The organism is Roseateles sp., from assembly GCF_047654805.1.
Taxonomy (GTDB): domain Bacteria; phylum Pseudomonadota; class Gammaproteobacteria; order Burkholderiales; family Burkholderiaceae_C; genus Pelomonas.
Window position 1 is genome coordinate 4,300,129 of the sequence record NZ_JASGIV010000001.1, and the last position, 15,011, is coordinate 4,315,139.

The 15,011-nt window shown below is 69.8% G+C and carries 11 protein-coding genes; 8 read left to right on the forward strand and 3 right to left on the reverse strand.

Features of this window, described 5'->3' with window-relative positions:
• Positions 1 to 73 precede the first annotated feature (73 nt).
• Positions 74 to 2,119 carry a DUF1631 family protein gene (locus QM732_RS19510; protein WP_415657752.1) on the forward strand — a complete coding sequence of 682 codons (2,046 nt, stop codon included), beginning with the start codon at positions 74 to 76 and terminating at the stop codon, positions 2,117 to 2,119.
• 3 nt (positions 2,120 to 2,122) lie between these two features.
• On the opposite strand, the gene yihA is transcribed toward QM732_RS19510, so the two are convergent.
• Positions 2,123 to 2,866, reverse strand: a complete 744-nt coding sequence (gene yihA, locus QM732_RS19515) for a ribosome biogenesis GTP-binding protein YihA/YsxC (RefSeq protein WP_415657753.1) — start codon at positions 2,864 to 2,866, stop codon at positions 2,123 to 2,125.
• 70 nt (positions 2,867 to 2,936) lie between these two features.
• Between yihA and QM732_RS19520 the strand changes: the two genes are divergently transcribed.
• The 7 genes from QM732_RS19520 to QM732_RS19550 all read left to right on the forward strand — a co-directional run bounded on the left by QM732_RS19520 (position 2,937) and on the right by QM732_RS19550 (position 13,434).
• Positions 2,937 to 3,557: a c-type cytochrome gene (locus QM732_RS19520; protein WP_415657754.1), complete on the forward strand. Its 621-nt coding sequence runs from the start codon at positions 2,937 to 2,939 to the stop codon at positions 3,555 to 3,557.
• A 73-nt stretch (positions 3,558 to 3,630) separates the two neighbouring features.
• Positions 3,631 to 5,703 (forward strand): cytochrome c biogenesis protein ResB, encoded by a 2,073-nt coding sequence (locus QM732_RS19525; protein WP_415657755.1) that lies wholly within the window; start codon positions 3,631 to 3,633, stop codon positions 5,701 to 5,703.
• Positions 5,700 to 7,049, forward strand: a complete 1,350-nt coding sequence (ccsB, locus tag QM732_RS19530; RefSeq protein WP_415657756.1) for a c-type cytochrome biogenesis protein CcsB — start codon at positions 5,700 to 5,702, stop codon at positions 7,047 to 7,049. The genes QM732_RS19525 and ccsB overlap by 4 nt, the downstream gene beginning before the upstream one ends.
• Positions 7,050 to 7,100: 51 nt before the next feature.
• On the forward strand, positions 7,101 to 8,858 hold the full coding sequence (locus QM732_RS19535; RefSeq protein WP_415657757.1) for a PAS domain-containing protein: 1,758 nt from the start codon (positions 7,101 to 7,103) through the stop codon (positions 8,856 to 8,858).
• Entirely contained in the window at positions 8,855 to 9,502 is a 648-nt protein-coding gene (locus QM732_RS19540) for a response regulator (RefSeq protein ID WP_415657758.1), read from the forward strand. The genes QM732_RS19535 and QM732_RS19540 overlap by 4 nt, the downstream gene beginning before the upstream one ends.
• Positions 9,503 to 9,514: 12 nt before the next feature.
• Positions 9,515 to 10,483: a response regulator gene (locus tag QM732_RS19545; RefSeq protein WP_415657759.1), complete on the forward strand. Its 969-nt coding sequence runs from the start codon at positions 9,515 to 9,517 to the stop codon at positions 10,481 to 10,483.
• 17 nt (positions 10,484 to 10,500) lie between these two features.
• The gene (locus QM732_RS19550; protein WP_415657760.1) at positions 10,501 to 13,434 is read left to right on the forward strand and encodes an ATP-binding protein; all 2,934 of its coding nucleotides are present in this window, start codon (positions 10,501 to 10,503) and stop codon (positions 13,432 to 13,434) included.
• Here the strand turns inward: QM732_RS19550 and QM732_RS19555 are convergent.
• Together QM732_RS19555 and QM732_RS19560 are read right to left on the reverse strand one after the other, a co-directional pair.
• The gene (locus QM732_RS19555) at positions 13,406 to 14,416 is read right to left on the reverse strand and encodes a diguanylate cyclase (RefSeq protein ID WP_415657761.1); all 1,011 of its coding nucleotides are present in this window, start codon (positions 14,414 to 14,416) and stop codon (positions 13,406 to 13,408) included. The two genes, QM732_RS19550 and QM732_RS19555, sit on opposite strands and share 29 nt — an antisense overlap.
• 38 nt (positions 14,417 to 14,454) lie before the next feature.
• Positions 14,455 to 14,925, reverse strand: coding sequence for an Lrp/AsnC family transcriptional regulator (locus QM732_RS19560; RefSeq protein ID WP_415657762.1), 471 nt, complete (start codon positions 14,923 to 14,925; stop codon positions 14,455 to 14,457).
• Positions 14,926 to 15,011: the final 86 nt, after the last annotated feature.

A 15,011-nucleotide genomic window follows, 5' to 3' on the forward strand; every position in this document is an offset into this window, starting at 1 on the left:
GTAAGAGAGGGCAACACGCCGGGAAGCCCCAGGCTCGCGCCAGATAATCTCATCTCGCTGTTTCCCTGCTTCCATGTTCTCCAGTCTGCATCCCCACGAACTGCTCGACCACGCGTTGACCGAGGCCGGACCGCTGGCCCGCGAACTGCTGAATGTGGTGCAAGACGAACTCGATGCCCAGCCCCAGCACTACCCGCTGCGCGAGGGCTGGCGCAAGGTGCGCAGCCACTTCGCGGCCGATTTCGAAGGCAAGCTCATCGAACTGCTGCAGGCCGGCCGGCGCGGCGAAGATCCTCTGCATCGGGCACCGCTGCAGTTCGGCGGCCTGGAAAGCCTGAGCCTCGTCGACGAGCACCAGGCGCTGCAGGACGTGGCCATCGCCCACGTTGCCCACACGGCCGAGGAGCTCAGCCGCGCCGAGCTGCACCAGATCGGCAATTTCTACGCCGCGCTGCGTGGTACCGCCCGGGCCCGCGAGCGCGACAACCCGCTGCGCCCCGCCCTCTTCGCCCATGCGTTGCACCATGCGCTGGCCGCCAGCCCGCTTGGCGCGCAGGCCCAGTACGAGCTGATGCGCGTGGCCGCCACGCCGCTTGCCCGCGCCCTGCACCGCCTCTACACCCAGGCCTGCGTGACGCTGCACGCCGCCGACATCGGCGACATGGTGGCCTCCCATGGCAACGCACGCAGCGATCCATTGGCCCACCAACGCCTGGCGGCCGCCCGCGGCATCGGCGCGCGGCCTCAGGCCCACGGCACGCTGGACGGGCTGTCGCGCCGCGTCGACGCCGTCAACTCGAAGCCCCAGGGCCTGGGTGCCCCTGGTGCGGTGGTACCGCGCGACCCGCAGGCCCCCGCCCCCTTCGTGCGCACGACAGGCCCGGACATGCTGAGCCGGCTCTACGACCAGATCCTGGCCGACCCGCGCCTGCTGCCGCCGCTCAAGGGGCTGCTCGCGCGGCTGCAGATCGCCGTCGTACGCCTGGCGCGCGCCGACAACACGCTGCTGCGCCGCCAGGACCACCCCACATGGGCACTGCTGAACCGCGTCGCGGCACACGGCATGGCCTTCGAGCGGGCAGACGACCCGCGCCTGGTCGACTTCCTGCGCTTCATGGAGGCCGAGGCCCAACTGCTCGTGGACGCACCGACGCCCACGGCCCAGCTCTTCCAGCAGGCGCTGGCCCGCGTGGATGCCCACATCGGCCAGCAGGCCCGCCAGAGCGGCGAACGCAACGCCGTCGCGCTCGCCGCCCTGGAGCGCGAGCACCAGCGCGCCGAATGGCGCGAACTGCTGCGTGAGCAGGTCGACCACCAGATGGTGGACGCGCCGCTCGGTCCGCGCATGCACCGCTTCCTGCAGACGAGCTGGGTTGAGGTCATCGTCACGGCCATGGTGCGCCACGGCCGCGACTCGCCCGAGGCCCAGGCCGCGATGGAAGTCGTCGACGCCGTCATCGACAGTCTCACCACGCCGCGCGACCTCGCCGACCGTGAGGCGTTGCGGATGCGACTGCCCGTGCTCATCGAGCGCCTGTCGGCTGGCTGCGACAGCATCCAGTTGCCCGAGGCCCGGCGCGAGCCGCCGCTGTCGGAGCTGATGGCCCAGCATGCCCGGCTGCTGCGCGGGCTACCGGCCCTGGACCCGGCAGAGCGTCGCGCCCCGGCGCCCAGGCGGGCTGCCGCCGGCAACGCGGCGCCGGCTTCGGCGGACGAGATCGTGCGACGCCTGATGGAGGAACGCGACTCCCAGGTGCCCTCGCACTGGCTGAGCGCTGACGTTGACCGCGGCGAACTGCCCACCGTGCCGGTGCAGCTCTACAACGAGAACGACTCACCCGACGCCCGCGCCGCGCTGCAACGCTGGATCGACGGCATCGAGATCGGGCGCTGGTTCCACCTGTTCATCCAGGGCGACTGGCACACCGCGCAACTGGCCTGGATCGGCGAGGGCGGCCAGTTCATGCTCTTCGTCGGCCGCGAGGCCGACGAGCGCCTGCCGCTGACGCGCCGCGCGCTGGAGGCCCTGCTGGCCAACGGCCTCATCACGGCGCTGGAGGACGACAACATCGTCCAGCGCGCCGTCGACACGCTGATGAGCGACCTGGACGGCGGCTGAGACTCAGTCCGCCACCGGTGGTTCGGCCGCCAGCACCGCATCCGGCACCGTCCCCGGCAGCCGGTGCGTCGTCACCCACTCGCGCAGGGCCAGCGCCACATCGCCCACGCCGCTCTTCTTCAGCGCCGAGAACAGCGTCACCGCCACGTCGGAATGCTCGGTCGTCATGCCGGCCAGGAAGTCGGTTGTCGCACGCAGGGCCGCGTCCGCCTCCTTGCGATTGAGCTTGTCGGACTTGGTCAGCAGCACCAGCAGCCGGATCTCGCCCGTGGCGACGCGGGCGGCCACGAACTCCAGCAGTTGCTTGTCCAGGTCGGTCAAGCCCAGCCGTGAGTCGACCATCAGCACGACGCCGGACAGGCTGCGGCGCACCTCCAGATAGTCGGCCATCACCTTCTGCCAGCGCAGCTTGGCAGTCTTGGCCACGGCCGCGTAGCCGTACCCGGGCAGGTCGGCAAAGAGTGCGTCCGGCGCATCCTTGGGGCCCAGCTCGAACAGGTTGATGTGCTGAGTGCGCCCCGGCGTCTTGGACGCGAAAGCCAGGCGCTTTTGCTGGGCTAGCGTGTTGATGGCCGTCGACTTGCCTGCGTTGGATCGACCCACGAAGGCGATCTCGGGCAGCTCGGTGGGCGGTAGGTGAATGAGTTGGCTGGCGGTAGTTAGGAAGCGCGCAGTGTGCGTCCAGGCCAGCGCGAGCTTTTCGGTGATCGGCTCGGCGGACGCCGCATCAGGGATTTCGTTGGTCATGGCAGGGGCGGGCGCTGTGATTCAGCATTGTAAAATTTGGAAGTTGCGCCCAACGAAACCCCATAAATCCATGAAGACTGTCGCCTTCCTCCTGTCGAGTCTGCTGCTGGCCGCCACGGCTCATGCAAACGAGCCCGCGGCCGCGTCGGCCAAGCCCGACATCGGCAAGGGCGGCGTCATCGCGTCCCAGGTGTGCGCGGCCTGTCACACCGCCGACGGTTCGCGCGGCAGCCCGGCCAATCCCATCCTGCAAGGCCAGCACCCCGAATACCTCGCCAAGCAACTGGCCGAGTTCAAGTCGGGCAAGCGCAAGAACGCCGTCATGAGCGGCATGGCCGCCCCGCTGTCGGAAGAGGACATCCGCAACGTGTCCGCCTTCTACGCTGGCAAGACTGCCAAGCCCGGCTTTGCCAAGAACAAAGAGACGGTGATGCTGGGCGAAAAGATCTACCGCGGCGGCATCGCCGAACGCAACGTGCCCGCCTGCGCAGGCTGCCATAGCCCCACCGGCGCCGGCCTGCCGGCCCAGTACCCGCGCCTGGGCGGCCAGCATGGCGACTACGTCGAGGCCCAGATGACGGCCTTCCGCAGCGGTGCCCGCGCCAACAACCCCGTCATGACGACCGTCGCCGCGAAGATGAACGACGCCGAAATCAAGGCGGTCTCCGACTACATCGCCGGCCTGCGCTGAACTTTTCGCAAGCCTCGAGAACGAAGGCCGGTGCTCCCCACCGGCCTTTTTTTCCGCCCCGCTCCTGCGCCTGATGTCACAAGCCGTTCACCGTCCCTCCGTCGCCCGCGAACTGCTGGACCTTCTCTCGTCCATGCGCTTCGCCATCGCGCTGCTCAGCGTGATCTGCATTGCCTCGGTCATCGGCACCGTGCTGCGCCAGAGCGAGCCCATGGGCAACTACATCAATCAATTCGGCCCATTCTGGGCCGAAGTGTTCGGCAAGCTGGGGCTGTACACGGTCTACAGCGCGACCTGGTTCCTCGTCATCCTGGCCTTCCTGGTCGTGTCGACCAGCCTGTGCATCGCCCGCAACACGCCCAAGATTCTGGTCGACCTGAAGAGCTACAAGGAAGGCGTGCGCGAGCAGTCGCTGCAGGCCCACCACCACAAGGCCATCGCCGAGCTGCCCAGCAACCCGCAGATGGCCCTGGCGGAGATCGGCTCGACGCTGACGCAGCTCGGCTGGAAGGCCCGCGTGCAGCAGCGCGACAACGGCATCATGATTGCGGCCCGCCGCGGCGCCGCCAACAAGCTCGGCTACCTGGCGGCGCACTCGGCCATCGTCCTCATCCTCGTCGGCGGCGTGCTGGACGGCAACGCCATGGTCAAGCTGGCCATGTGGACGCAGGGCAAGCAGCTCTACACCGGCTCCGGCTTCGTGTCCGACATCAAGCCTGAACACCGACTCTCCACAGGCAACCCAAGCTTCCGCGGCAACGTCTCGGTCGCCGAGCACCAGCGCCAGGGCATCGCCGTCCTCAGCCTGCCCAGCGGCGTCGTGTTGCAGGACCTGCCCTTCGACATCGAGCTGAAGAAGTTCAGCGTCGACTACTACCCGACCGGCATGCCCAAGAGCTTTGCCAGCGACATCGTCATCCATGACGGTGCAACGCTGCGCGAGGCCACGGTCAAGGTCAACGAGCCCGTCATCCACAACGGCCTGGCCATCTACCAGAGCAGCTTCGAAGACGGCGGCAGCAAGCTCAAGCTCCAGGCCCTGCCGCTGACCCATGGCGGCGCGCCGGCCGAGCTTGCGGGCCGCGTCGGCACCAAGATGGCCTTCGGCGACCAGACGCTGGAGCTCGATGGTCTGCGTGTCATCAACGTCGAGAACCTTGCCGGCGAAAGCAACGCCAGCGGCGCCGACGTGCGCAAGGTCGACCTTGGCGAACGCCTCGGCAAACACCTGGGCAGTGGCGCCAGGTCCAACTCGACCAAGGCCTTGCACAACGTCGGCCCAAGCTTCAGCTACCGGCTGCGCGACGCGTCCGGCCAGGCGCGCGAGTACAACAACTACATGCTGCCCGTCGAGCTGGAGGGCCAGAAGGTCTTCCTGGCCGGCGTGCGCGATACGCCGGCCGAGAACTTCCGCTACCTGCGCATGCCGGCCGATGAGGACGGCAACCTGGATGGCTGGCTGCGCCTGCGCCAAGCACTGGCCGACCCCGCCCTGCGCGACACCGCTGCTCAACGCTACGCCGTCTCGGCCACGCCCCCCCACCAGCCGCAACTGGCACCGCAGCTCAAGCTCACTGCCCAGCGCGCGCTGACACTCTTCTCGGGCGCTGCAGCCACGCCCGGGGACGAAGTCAAGGGTGGCCTGCCGGCGCTGTCGCAGTTCATCGAGCGCGACGTACCCGAGCCGGAGCGCCAACGCGTCTCCGAGGTGCTGCTGCGCATCCTCAACGGCAGCCTGTTCGAGCTGCATCAGCTCGCCCGCGAGCGTGCCGGCCTCAAGCCCGTAGCCGCCGACGCCACCAGCCAAGGCTTCATGACCCAGGCCGTGCTGTCGCTGTCCGACAGCCTCTACTACCCTGCGCCCGTGCTGCTGCAGCTGCAGGACTTCGAGCAGGTGCAGGCCAGCGTCTTCCAGGTTGCGCGCGCCCCTGGCCAGAAACTGGTCTATCTGGGCGCCCTCTTGCTCATCGTCGGCGTCTTCGCCATGCTCTACGTCAAGGAGCGGCGGCTGTGGGTCTGGATCGCGCCGGGCCTCGACATGGGCGGCTCGCAGGTGCGCATGGCCATGTCTAGCACCCGCGAATCTCCGGACAACGCCACCCTCTTCGCCCAGCTCAAGGCCGCCGTGCTGAAGGAGCCCTCATGAACACCACCACCTTCGACCTGCCACGCCGCCACGCGCTCCAGCGCCGCGACGCCCTCGACTGGGTCTTCGCCGTCCTCGTGCTGCTCGGCGGCGGCTACGCTTTCAGGCGCTATCACGCCAGCATGGACGTCTATGAGCAGGGCATCCTCCTGTGCGCGATGCCGACGCTGATCGCGCTGGGCTGGTTCTGGAAGCCGCTGCGCACCCTCAGTGTCGCTGCCGGCGCGGCCACGCTGGCAGCCATCGCGCTGTACGGCCAGCACACTGACGGCTTCGGCGCCGACCTCGCCGCCGGCGAGCAGACTTTCTGGCTGAAGTACATGCTGTCCAGCCAGAGCGCCATCCTGTGGATGAGCTTGCTGTTTTACATGAGCATGCTCTTCTATTGGGGCGGCTTCTTCACCGGCGCCGGTCGTAACAGCATGGCCGAGGTCGTCGGCTCGAAGCTGGCCTGGGGCGGTGTGCTGATGGCCCTCATCGGCACGTTCGTGCGCTGGTACGAAAGCCACCAGATCGGCCCTGACATCGGCCACATCCCCGTCAGCAACCTCTACGAAGTCTTCGTGCTGTTCTGCTGGATGACGACGCTGTTCTACCTCTATTACGAGGCCCGCTTCGCGACACGCTCGCTGGGCGCCTTTGTGATGCTGGTCGTCAGCGGCGCGGTCAGCTTCCTGCTCTGGTACACGGTGGCACGCGACGCGCAGGAGATCCAGCCTCTGGTGCCGGCCCTGCAGAGCTGGTGGATGAAGATCCACGTGCCGGCGAACTTCGTCGGCTACGGCAGCTTCGCGCTGGCGGCCATGGTGGCACTGGCCTATCTGCTGAAGACGGCAACCACGCGCGCCCTCGTCATCGGCCTCATCGCCATGCCGCTGGGCATCGTGGCGCTCATCCTGGCCGTGCGCTTCGGCGCCACGCTAGAGGCCGCCACCGTCACTGGCCTGAACGGCTGGGCCTACAAGATCACAGGCGTCGCGGCCTTCCTGGCCATCGCCGTCGCGCTGCGCGGCCGCTTGACGGCGCGCCTGCCCGAACTACCCCAGCTCGACGACCTCATGTACAAGGCCATCGCGCTGGGCTTCGCCTTCTTCACCATCGCCACCATCCTGGGCGCCTTCTGGGCCGCCGAGGCCTGGGGGGGCTACTGGAGCTGGGACCCCAAGGAAACCTGGGCACTGATCGTCTGGCTCAACTACGCGGCCTGGCTGCACATGCGGCTGATGAAGGGCTTGCGCGGCATGGCGTCGGCCTGGTGGGCGCTGGTGGGCCTGCTGGTGACCACGTTCGCCTTCCTCGGCGTCAACATGTTCCTCTCGGGCCTGCACAGCTACGGCACGCTTTGATGGCGTCTCTCGTCCAAGGAGCACCTTGGCCGGTCTCCCTAGGAGACGATGATGCTCGCGGGCAAGTGGATCGGCCGTGCGGGCCAGTTCGGGGGAGGCCCGGCGCCCGGCCCGCCAGATCCGTCCGCCGCTGAGATGCAGGTGCAGGAGTCCTGGGCCAGCGCAGCGCCGGCCATCGCGGCAGCCCTGCCCGATCTTTGCTTCTTGATCGGTCCTGACCTGCGCTTCGCAGCCTGCAACCGGCCTGGCCACGCCGATCTGCACGCCCCCTGGGCGACGCTGCGGGGCCGCCCGCTGCACAGCATCGGCCCGCCAGACCTGGCACGGCGGACGATTGCTGCCTGCGGCAGCGGCCCACAACGGCTGAACTATGCGCTGCGCACGGCGAGCGGGCGCCTGGCCCGCTTCGAGGCCAGCATCGTGCCGCTGCCGGGTAGCGGCACCGGCTGGCTCTACATCGCCCGCGACGTCAGCGCCCAAGCCGCGCTGGACGCCGAGCAGGCACGCTACGCCCGCGCCATGCAGGGCGTGGCCGACGGCCTGTGGGAATGGGACATTGCCACAGGCAGCGAGTACTTCTCGCCGCGGGCGCTGGCCCTGCTCGGCCACCCTGGCAGCCTTGCCGCACAACTGCAGGCCGACGACCAGGGCCTGTGGCGGGCCGCCTTGCAATCCCATCTACAGCACGGTGCGCCGCTGGACATCGACCTGCGCCTGGCCGGCGCCACGCTGCGCTGGCTGCGTTGCAGCGGCTGGACGGAGCGCGACGCCCTGGGCCAGCCCGCCCGCGTGCTGGCCACGCTGTCCGACGTGACGACGTCCAAGTTCACTGAACAGGCCCTGAGCGACAGCCAGGCCAAGTTCCGCGCCCTCTTCCACACCGTGCCCGTCGGCATCGCGGTCATCGACATCGCCAGCGAGACCGTCATCGAAGCCAACGACGAGCTCGGGCGCCTGCTGGACTGGCCGACGCCCTCCGTGGCTGGCCTGACTGCCGCCACGCTCGGCCTGACGCCGCTGCCGGGCATGGCCGGCCGCACCGAGGTCGACCACCGCGAACTGCGCCCGGTCTCGGGCGCCCGGCTACATGCCAAGCTGGTGGCCGAGCCCATGGAACTGGCGGGTCGCCCGCTGCTGCTGTGCGTCGTCGTCGACATCACCGTGCAGGTGGACGCCGAAGCCGCGCTGTCGGCGCTGGCCGAGCAACTGATGGATCAGGAGCGCCGCACGACTCAGCGACTGGCCCAGGCCCTGCACGACCAGCTCGGCCAGACGCTCACCGCCCTGCGCCTGACGCTGGACCTCGAAGCCTCGAGCGCCCGCGACCAGGCCCGCGGCCTCACCGACCAGGCCCTGCGCGAGGTACGCCAGGCGCTCGTGGATCTGCGCCCACCGCTGCTGGAGGATGAGGGCCTGGCCGCGGCACTGGACAACGAGCTCGCCCAGCGCCGCGCACTGCACCCCGGCGTGCGCCTGGCGCTGGATGCCGAGGCCGAGCTGCTGGAGCAGCGCTGGCCCGCCCCTGTCGAGTACGCTCTCTTCATGATTGCCCGCGAAGGCCTGGAGAACGCACTGCGCCACGCGAGCCCCACCGAGGTCCGGCTGAGCCTCTACGGCTTCGCCGATGAGGTCGAGCTGGGCGTGGCCGACGATGGCAGCGGACTGGCCAGCGGCTTCGAGCGCCGGCCGGGCCACTTCGGCCTCATCGGCATGCGCGAGCGTGCCCGCGCGATCGGCGCGACGCTCGCGCTGGGTCCGCGCGAACAGGGCGGCACCCAGCTGACGCTGCGCTGGCGCATGCCGCAATGACACCGCCGGCCCGCGTCTACCTTGTCGACGACCACGCCATGGTGCGCCAGGGCCTGCGCGCCTTGCTGACCGAGGCCGGGCATGAGGTCGTCGGAGACAGCGGCGACATCACCGCGGCGCTGGCCGAGCTGCAGCATCTGGCCCCCGACGTCGTCCTCGTCGACCTCTGCGTCGGCCCGCGATCGGGCATGGAACTGCTGGCGGAGCTGCAGCGCCGCCGCCTTCCCGTGCGGCCGCTGGTACTGACGATGTCGGCCCAGCCGCGCCACGTCGGCATGGCGCTCAAGCTCGGCGCCAGTGGCTATGTGCTCAAGGGCTCGCCGTCCGAGGAGTTGCTGCAGGCCATAGCGGCACTGCGTGGAGGGCGCCGCCACCTCGGGCCCGGCGTGGCTGAACTCGCCGCCCGCGCACTCGCCCAGGACGACGGCGAAGACCCCTTCGCCAGCCTGTCGGTGCGCGAGCGCCAGGTCGTCTCCATGGTGGTCAACGGACACTCCAGCAACGAGATCGCCGCCGCTCTGCACCTCTCGCCCAAGACGGTGGACAGCTACCGCAGCCGGCTGATGGCCAAGCTCGGCGCGCCCGACGTGACGGCCCTCGTGAAGCTGGCCCTGCGCCATGGACTGATCAGCAACGACGACTGACCCCGCCGCACCATGCCCCTGACCCGCATCAACGCCCCGAGTCCGCTTGCCGGCCGCCTCGACGCCCTGCTGCCGTCGCTGGCCGATGCCCGCGTGCTGCTGGTGGACGACGACCCCGGCATGATCCAGCAACTGGGCCGGCTGCTGGCCGGCTATAGCCAGCTGCGCTTCGCAACCGACGGCGAGCAGGCGCTGGCCATCGCGCACGGCTGGCAGCCCGAGCTGATCCTGCTTGACGCCGAGATGCCTGGCATCGACGGCTTCGAGGTCTGCCGCCGCCTCAAGGCCGATCCGCTGCTGGTGGAGGTGCCCGTCATCTTCGTGACCCGGCACACCGATGCCCGCGTCGAGTCGGCCGTGTTCGAGCTCGGGGCGGCCGACTTCGTCGCCAAGCCCGTGGCCGGCCCGGCGCTGCGCGCCCGCGTGGCCATGCAGTTGCGCCTGCACCGCACCGCCCAGCGCCTGCTGCGCCTCGCCCGCCGCGACGCATTGACCGGCTTGGTCGAACGCGTGCACTTCGACGAGGAGCTCGACCTGGAATGCCGTCGCGCCCGCCGCAGCGGCCAGCCGCTGGCGCTACTGCTAGTCGGCATCGAAGGCCTGGCCGCCTACCGCCAACGCCATGGACCCGCCGCTGCCGACAATGCGCTGCGCCATGTCGCCGTGCTGGCCCAGCAGGCGCTACAGCGGCCGGCAGACCTGCTGGCCCGCCACGCTGATGACGTCTTTGCGCTGCTGCTGCCCGACACGACCGGCGCCGGCGCCGTCGCGCTGGATCGGCGCCTGCGCCAGGCCTTGCGTGACGCCGGCAACGACGGCATTGCCCTGGCCCTGGGCGCCGGACTGCTCGCCAGCGGCACGGGTGACGCGGCGGTCGCGGCGCAAGCGGCGCTCAATGCTGCGCGCGCCAACGCAGCCGCCGGCCTGCAGCTGTGCACAGCCCTTCCCGGCGGCGGGCACGAGCCGCCCGTCGCGGCCTAGAGGGTCGGACGGTACCGATGCGTCTGCGCCCGGCCCTGATGGCCTGCATGGTCGCCGCGCTGGCGGTCGTCGCGCTGCGCCTGACGAGCATCGCTATTGCGCGCCAGGCCGCAGCCGGCAACGACGCGCAGAGCCAGATGGTGGACGTCATCTCGCGCGACGCCACCAACCTGCTGGTGCTGACGCAGGACTACGGCCTGCGCCACGGCGAGCGGGCGGCCCGCGAATGGGGCCAGGTGCACCAGCGGCTGTCACAGGCGCTGTCCGACTACGCGGACGATGACGGCAGCCCGCAGGTCGCCGAGCTGCAAGCCACGGCGCGGGCGCTGCCGCAGCTCTTCGCGGCGCTGCGCGAGGCCACGGTGCAGGACGACATTTCGGCGCACGCGCGCCGCGAGGCACTGACTGCCCAGCTATTCGACGCCACACGTCGGGTCAGCGACGGTGCATTCGACCTGTCGCGCAACCTGGCCGAGCGACGGCGCACGGATGCGCAGCGGCAGCGCTGGCTGACTGTGGCCACGCAGCTGTCTCTGCTGGCCGTCACCCTCATGCTCGCCGGCCTGCTGCTACGCCGCGTGCTCAGGCCCATCGACAGGCTGCGCAACGTGGCCGAAGCCGTCGAGGGGGGTGATCTGACAGCGCGCAGCGGCCTGCGGCGTCGCGATGAGCTTGGCCAGCTGTCGCAGGCACTGGATGCGATGACGGCTGCCCTGCAGCAGCGCGACGCGGCGCTGCGCGAGTCCAACCGCCAGTTGGCCCGCAACAAGGCCTTCCTGGAGCGCGCCGGCCGCATGACGGGCGTCAGCGCCTGGGAGCTGGAACTGGACAGCCGGCAGCTGACCTGGACCACCCAGACCCACGCCATCCATCGGCTCGGCCCCGGCCCCGAGCTGGATGCGGAAGGGCTGCTGCGCAGCTTCACGCCCGAGTCCGAGCAGCGTCTGCGCGATGCCATGGGCGGGGCCCGGCGCAGCGGCCAGGGCTGGGACCTGGAGCTGGAACTGCCAGCGATCCATGGCCAGCCGCGCTGGCTGCATTCCATCGGGGCCGCCGAGCGCGATCCCGGCGGCCGCGTCGTGCGACTGATGGGCGCAATGCAGGACATCACCGAGCGCCGCGCCGTGGCCGACACGCTGCGCCGCGCCACGGAGGCGGCCGACGCGGCCAGCGCGGCCAAGAGCGAGTTCCTGGCCAATATGGGTCACGAGATCCGCACCCCCATGAACGCCGTCATGGGGCTGTCCTTCCTGCTCGAACGCACGCCGCTGAACGCCGAGCAGCAGGACCTTCTGGCCAAGATCAACGGCGCCAGCCGCTCGCTGCTCGACGTCATCAACGCGGTGCTGGACCTGTCCAAGATCGAAGCCGGCGAGATGGCGCTTGAGACGGCCCCCTTCGACCCGAGCGCGCTGCTGCAGGAGGTCGCCGGCCTGTTCCAGCCACAAGCCCAAGCCAAGGGCGTCACGCTCGGGCTGGCCCTGGACACCGACCTGCCTGCGCTGCTGCTCGGCGACGCGGCGAGGCTGCGCCAGATCATTGGCAACCTGCTCTCCAACGCGGTCAAGTTCACCGCCGTGGGCGGGATCCGCCTGACGGCTCGCTGCCCACGCCCCGACGCCCGCCCCCTGCCCCTGGAGATCACCGTCGAGGACAGCGGCATCGGCATCCCGGCCGACGCGCTATCGCGGCTGTTCACGCCCTTCACCCAGGCCGACAGCTCCATGTCGCGGCGCTACGGCGGCACAGGCCTGGGCCTGTCCATCGTCAGGCAGCTGTGTGGGCTGATGGGCGGCCGCGTCGATGTCAGCAGCACGCCCGGCACTGGTTCCCGCTTCGTCGTGCGCCTTGCCTTCGAGCCGGTAAGCGAAGCCCCTCGGCCCGCGCCGCCGCCAAAGCCGCAGCAGGACTGGGCGCACGAGGCGACGGCCGTGCAGCGGCTGCCCGGCGTGCGAGTGCTCGTGGCCGACGACAGCGTCATCAACCTCGAAGTGGCCCAGCGCATCCTGGAGGACGAAGGTGCCGCCATCACGCTGGCCCATGACGGCGCTGCGGCCGTCGCCCGGCTGCGGGCCCAGCCCGCGGGCTTCGATGCAGTGCTGCTGGACGTGCAGATGCCGGTTCTCGACGGCCTGGCCGCGGCACGCTGCATCCGAGCCGAGCTCGGCCTGCGCGAGCTGCCCCTGATTGCGCTGACGGCCGGAGCCCTGCTCAGCGAGCGCCAGCGAGCCCTGGATGCCGGCATGAACGACTTCGTCAGCAAGCCCTTCGACCCCGACGGATTGGTGCTTCTGCTGCGCCAGCAGGTGGAACGCACACAGCCACACCGTCTGCCGACCACCACCCGCGTGGACGATGCGCGGTCGGATCCGCTCTGGCCCGCCCTGGCCGGCATTGACCGCGAGGAAGCCCGGCAGCACCTGCAAGGCGATGCCGACTTCTTCGCCCGGCTGCTGGCCCGGCTGCTGGACGAGTTTGCCGACCTGGCGACACCGCCCGCGTCGTCCGACGCCGCCTGGGTGGCGTCACGCCTGCACAAGCTCGGCGGCAGCGCCGCCCTGCTCGGAGCGGCGGCCCTGTCCGCCGTAGCTGGACGCGGCGAGGCCCAGGCCCGGGCCGGCGCTGACTTCAGCGCCGAACTGGCCGAAGTGGGCCGCCTGCTGGCCGCACTGGAGGCAGAAGCTCGCCCCTGGCTGCAGCAGCGCGAGCCTGTCCGGCAGCCCGAGGTGCCTGGGGCCGCGGGCCTGCCCGACGCGCAGGCGCTGGCGGGGTTGCGCGCGGCGCTGCAGGCCCAGGACCTGGCGGCATTGGCCCGGTTCGCCGCGCTTGCGCCGGCCCTTCGTTCAGCCTGCGGCGAAACGGCCTTCGAGCAGTTGCAGCACGCGCTGCAGCGGCTGGACTTCGACGCCGCGCTGGCCCTGCTCAGCCCTGCTGGCGCCGCGCCAGCTTGACGCGATACATCGCCGCGTCAGACTCGCGCAGGGCCTGCTCGATGTCTACGCGCTGAGGGTCCAGGCAGGCCACGCCGACGCTGGCACCGGCATAGTCCACGCTGGCCGTGCCGGCCGGGTGCCGGCCCACGGTGGCGAAGGCCAGGCGCTGCTGCAGCAGCGCCGCGGCCGCCGTACCGTCCTCGTCAAGCTTGGGGCCAAGGCCGATGACGACGAACTCGTCGCCGCCCATGCGCGCCAGCACGTCGCCGCCGCGCAGGGATGCCTGCAGCTGGACGGCGATGCTGCACAGGAATTCATCGCCCGCGTCGTGGCCGCGGGTGTCGTTGATCTGCTTGAATCCGTCCAGGTCGATGGCACCTGCCAACAGCCAGCTGCCGGTGCGCTGGGCCAGTGCGGCCAGCTGGGTCAGCTCCCGCATCAGCGCACGACGGTTCAGCAGCCCGGTCAGCGCATCGGTCAGCGCCTGGGCCTGCAGTTCGGCATTGGCACGCTGCAGCTTTTCGACGAGCCGTTCGCGCTCCACATGCTGCTCGATGAGGCGGGCGAACAGGCGCAGCACATGCTCGGCCTCCGCGCTGAGCGGCTGGCGCCGCGAACTGGCAGCGCACAGCGTGCCGTAGAGCGCGCCGTCGTCGGTACGCACGGGAGTGCTCACATAGGTCTGGATGCCGAGCAGCCGCGCCGCATCGGAATCACCCCAGAGGCTGGCGACGCAGTCGGTGTACGGCCGCCCCTCGTCGAGGGCGCGCTTGCACAAGGTGTCGCCCCAGGGCACGGTCAGGCCCTCGGGGATCTGCAGCTCGTGCGAATTGCGCACGTACATGACGTGCTGCAGGCCGTTGTCGAGGTCGATGGTCGTCAGGTAAGTCGATTCCAGGCCCGTGACGGCCTCGAGCATCTCGAGCAGCGGCCTGGTCAAGTCTTCCAGCGTGCGGGCCTTGCTGACGGAATCGGAGAGCTGGGCGAAGAAGGAATCCATGACCGGTGGCGAGTGGAGACGCCCCTACTTTAGAGCGGCTAACCCACGGGCAGAGCGGTTTCATACTTCACCTCGCGCAGCACGACGTTGCTGCGCACACTGCTGACGCCGGGCAGCTTGAAGATGTGCTGCTGCAGGAAGAGGTCATAGGCCTTCATGTCGGCGGCGACGACCTTGATGACGTAGTCCGCCTCGCCGGTGATGGCGTGGCATTCGATGATCTCCCGCCGCGTAGCCACGAGGCGCTCGAACTGTTCCACGGCGCCTTCGCTGTGCCGCACGAGGCTGACGTTGGCCAGCACGCAGATGGACAGGCCGACCTTCTCCCGGTCCACCAGCACGACCTGGCCCCGGATGACTCCGCGCTCCTCCATCTCCTTCACGCGCCGCCACACCGGCGTGGCCGACAAGCCGACCTTGTCCGCCAGGGCCTGGGTGGACAGCCGCGCGTCCGTCTGCAGGGCCTCGAGGATCTGCAGGCTGGCACGATCGAGCTCAAACATTTCCATTCTTCGCCTCTTTTGAGAGGAATCATCTCACTTCACAGGCAATCCTCCGGCATTGAGGCAAGTTCTTCCCGCCCCGCGGGGGAAGA

Bases quoted from the DNA above. Each gene is read 5' to 3' on its own strand.
- yihA (WP_415657753.1), bottom strand. From the start codon at position 2,866: ATGACCAACGAAATCCCTGATGCGGCGTCCGCCGAGCCGATCACCGAA.
- QM732_RS19550 (WP_415657760.1), top strand. From the start codon at position 10,501: ATGCGTCTGCGCCCGGCCCTGATGGCCTGCATGGTCGCCGCGCTGGCG.
- QM732_RS19555 (WP_415657761.1), bottom strand. From the start codon at position 14,416: ATGGATTCCTTCTTCGCCCAGCTCTCCGATTCCGTCAGCAAGGCCCGC.
- QM732_RS19545 (WP_415657759.1), top strand. From the start codon at position 9,515: ATGCCCCTGACCCGCATCAACGCCCCGAGTCCGCTTGCCGGCCGCCTC.
- QM732_RS19560 (WP_415657762.1), bottom strand. From the start codon at position 14,925: ATGGAAATGTTTGAGCTCGATCGTGCCAGCCTGCAGATCCTCGAGGCC.
- ccsB (WP_415657756.1), top strand. From the start codon at position 5,700: ATGAACACCACCACCTTCGACCTGCCACGCCGCCACGCGCTCCAGCGC.
- QM732_RS19535 (WP_415657757.1), top strand. From the start codon at position 7,101: ATGCTCGCGGGCAAGTGGATCGGCCGTGCGGGCCAGTTCGGGGGAGGC.
- QM732_RS19510 (WP_415657752.1), top strand. From the start codon at position 74: ATGTTCTCCAGTCTGCATCCCCACGAACTGCTCGACCACGCGTTGACC.
- QM732_RS19540 (WP_415657758.1), top strand. From the start codon at position 8,855: ATGACACCGCCGGCCCGCGTCTACCTTGTCGACGACCACGCCATGGTG.
- QM732_RS19525 (WP_415657755.1), top strand. From the start codon at position 3,631: ATGTCACAAGCCGTTCACCGTCCCTCCGTCGCCCGCGAACTGCTGGAC.
- QM732_RS19520 (WP_415657754.1), top strand. From the start codon at position 2,937: ATGAAGACTGTCGCCTTCCTCCTGTCGAGTCTGCTGCTGGCCGCCACG.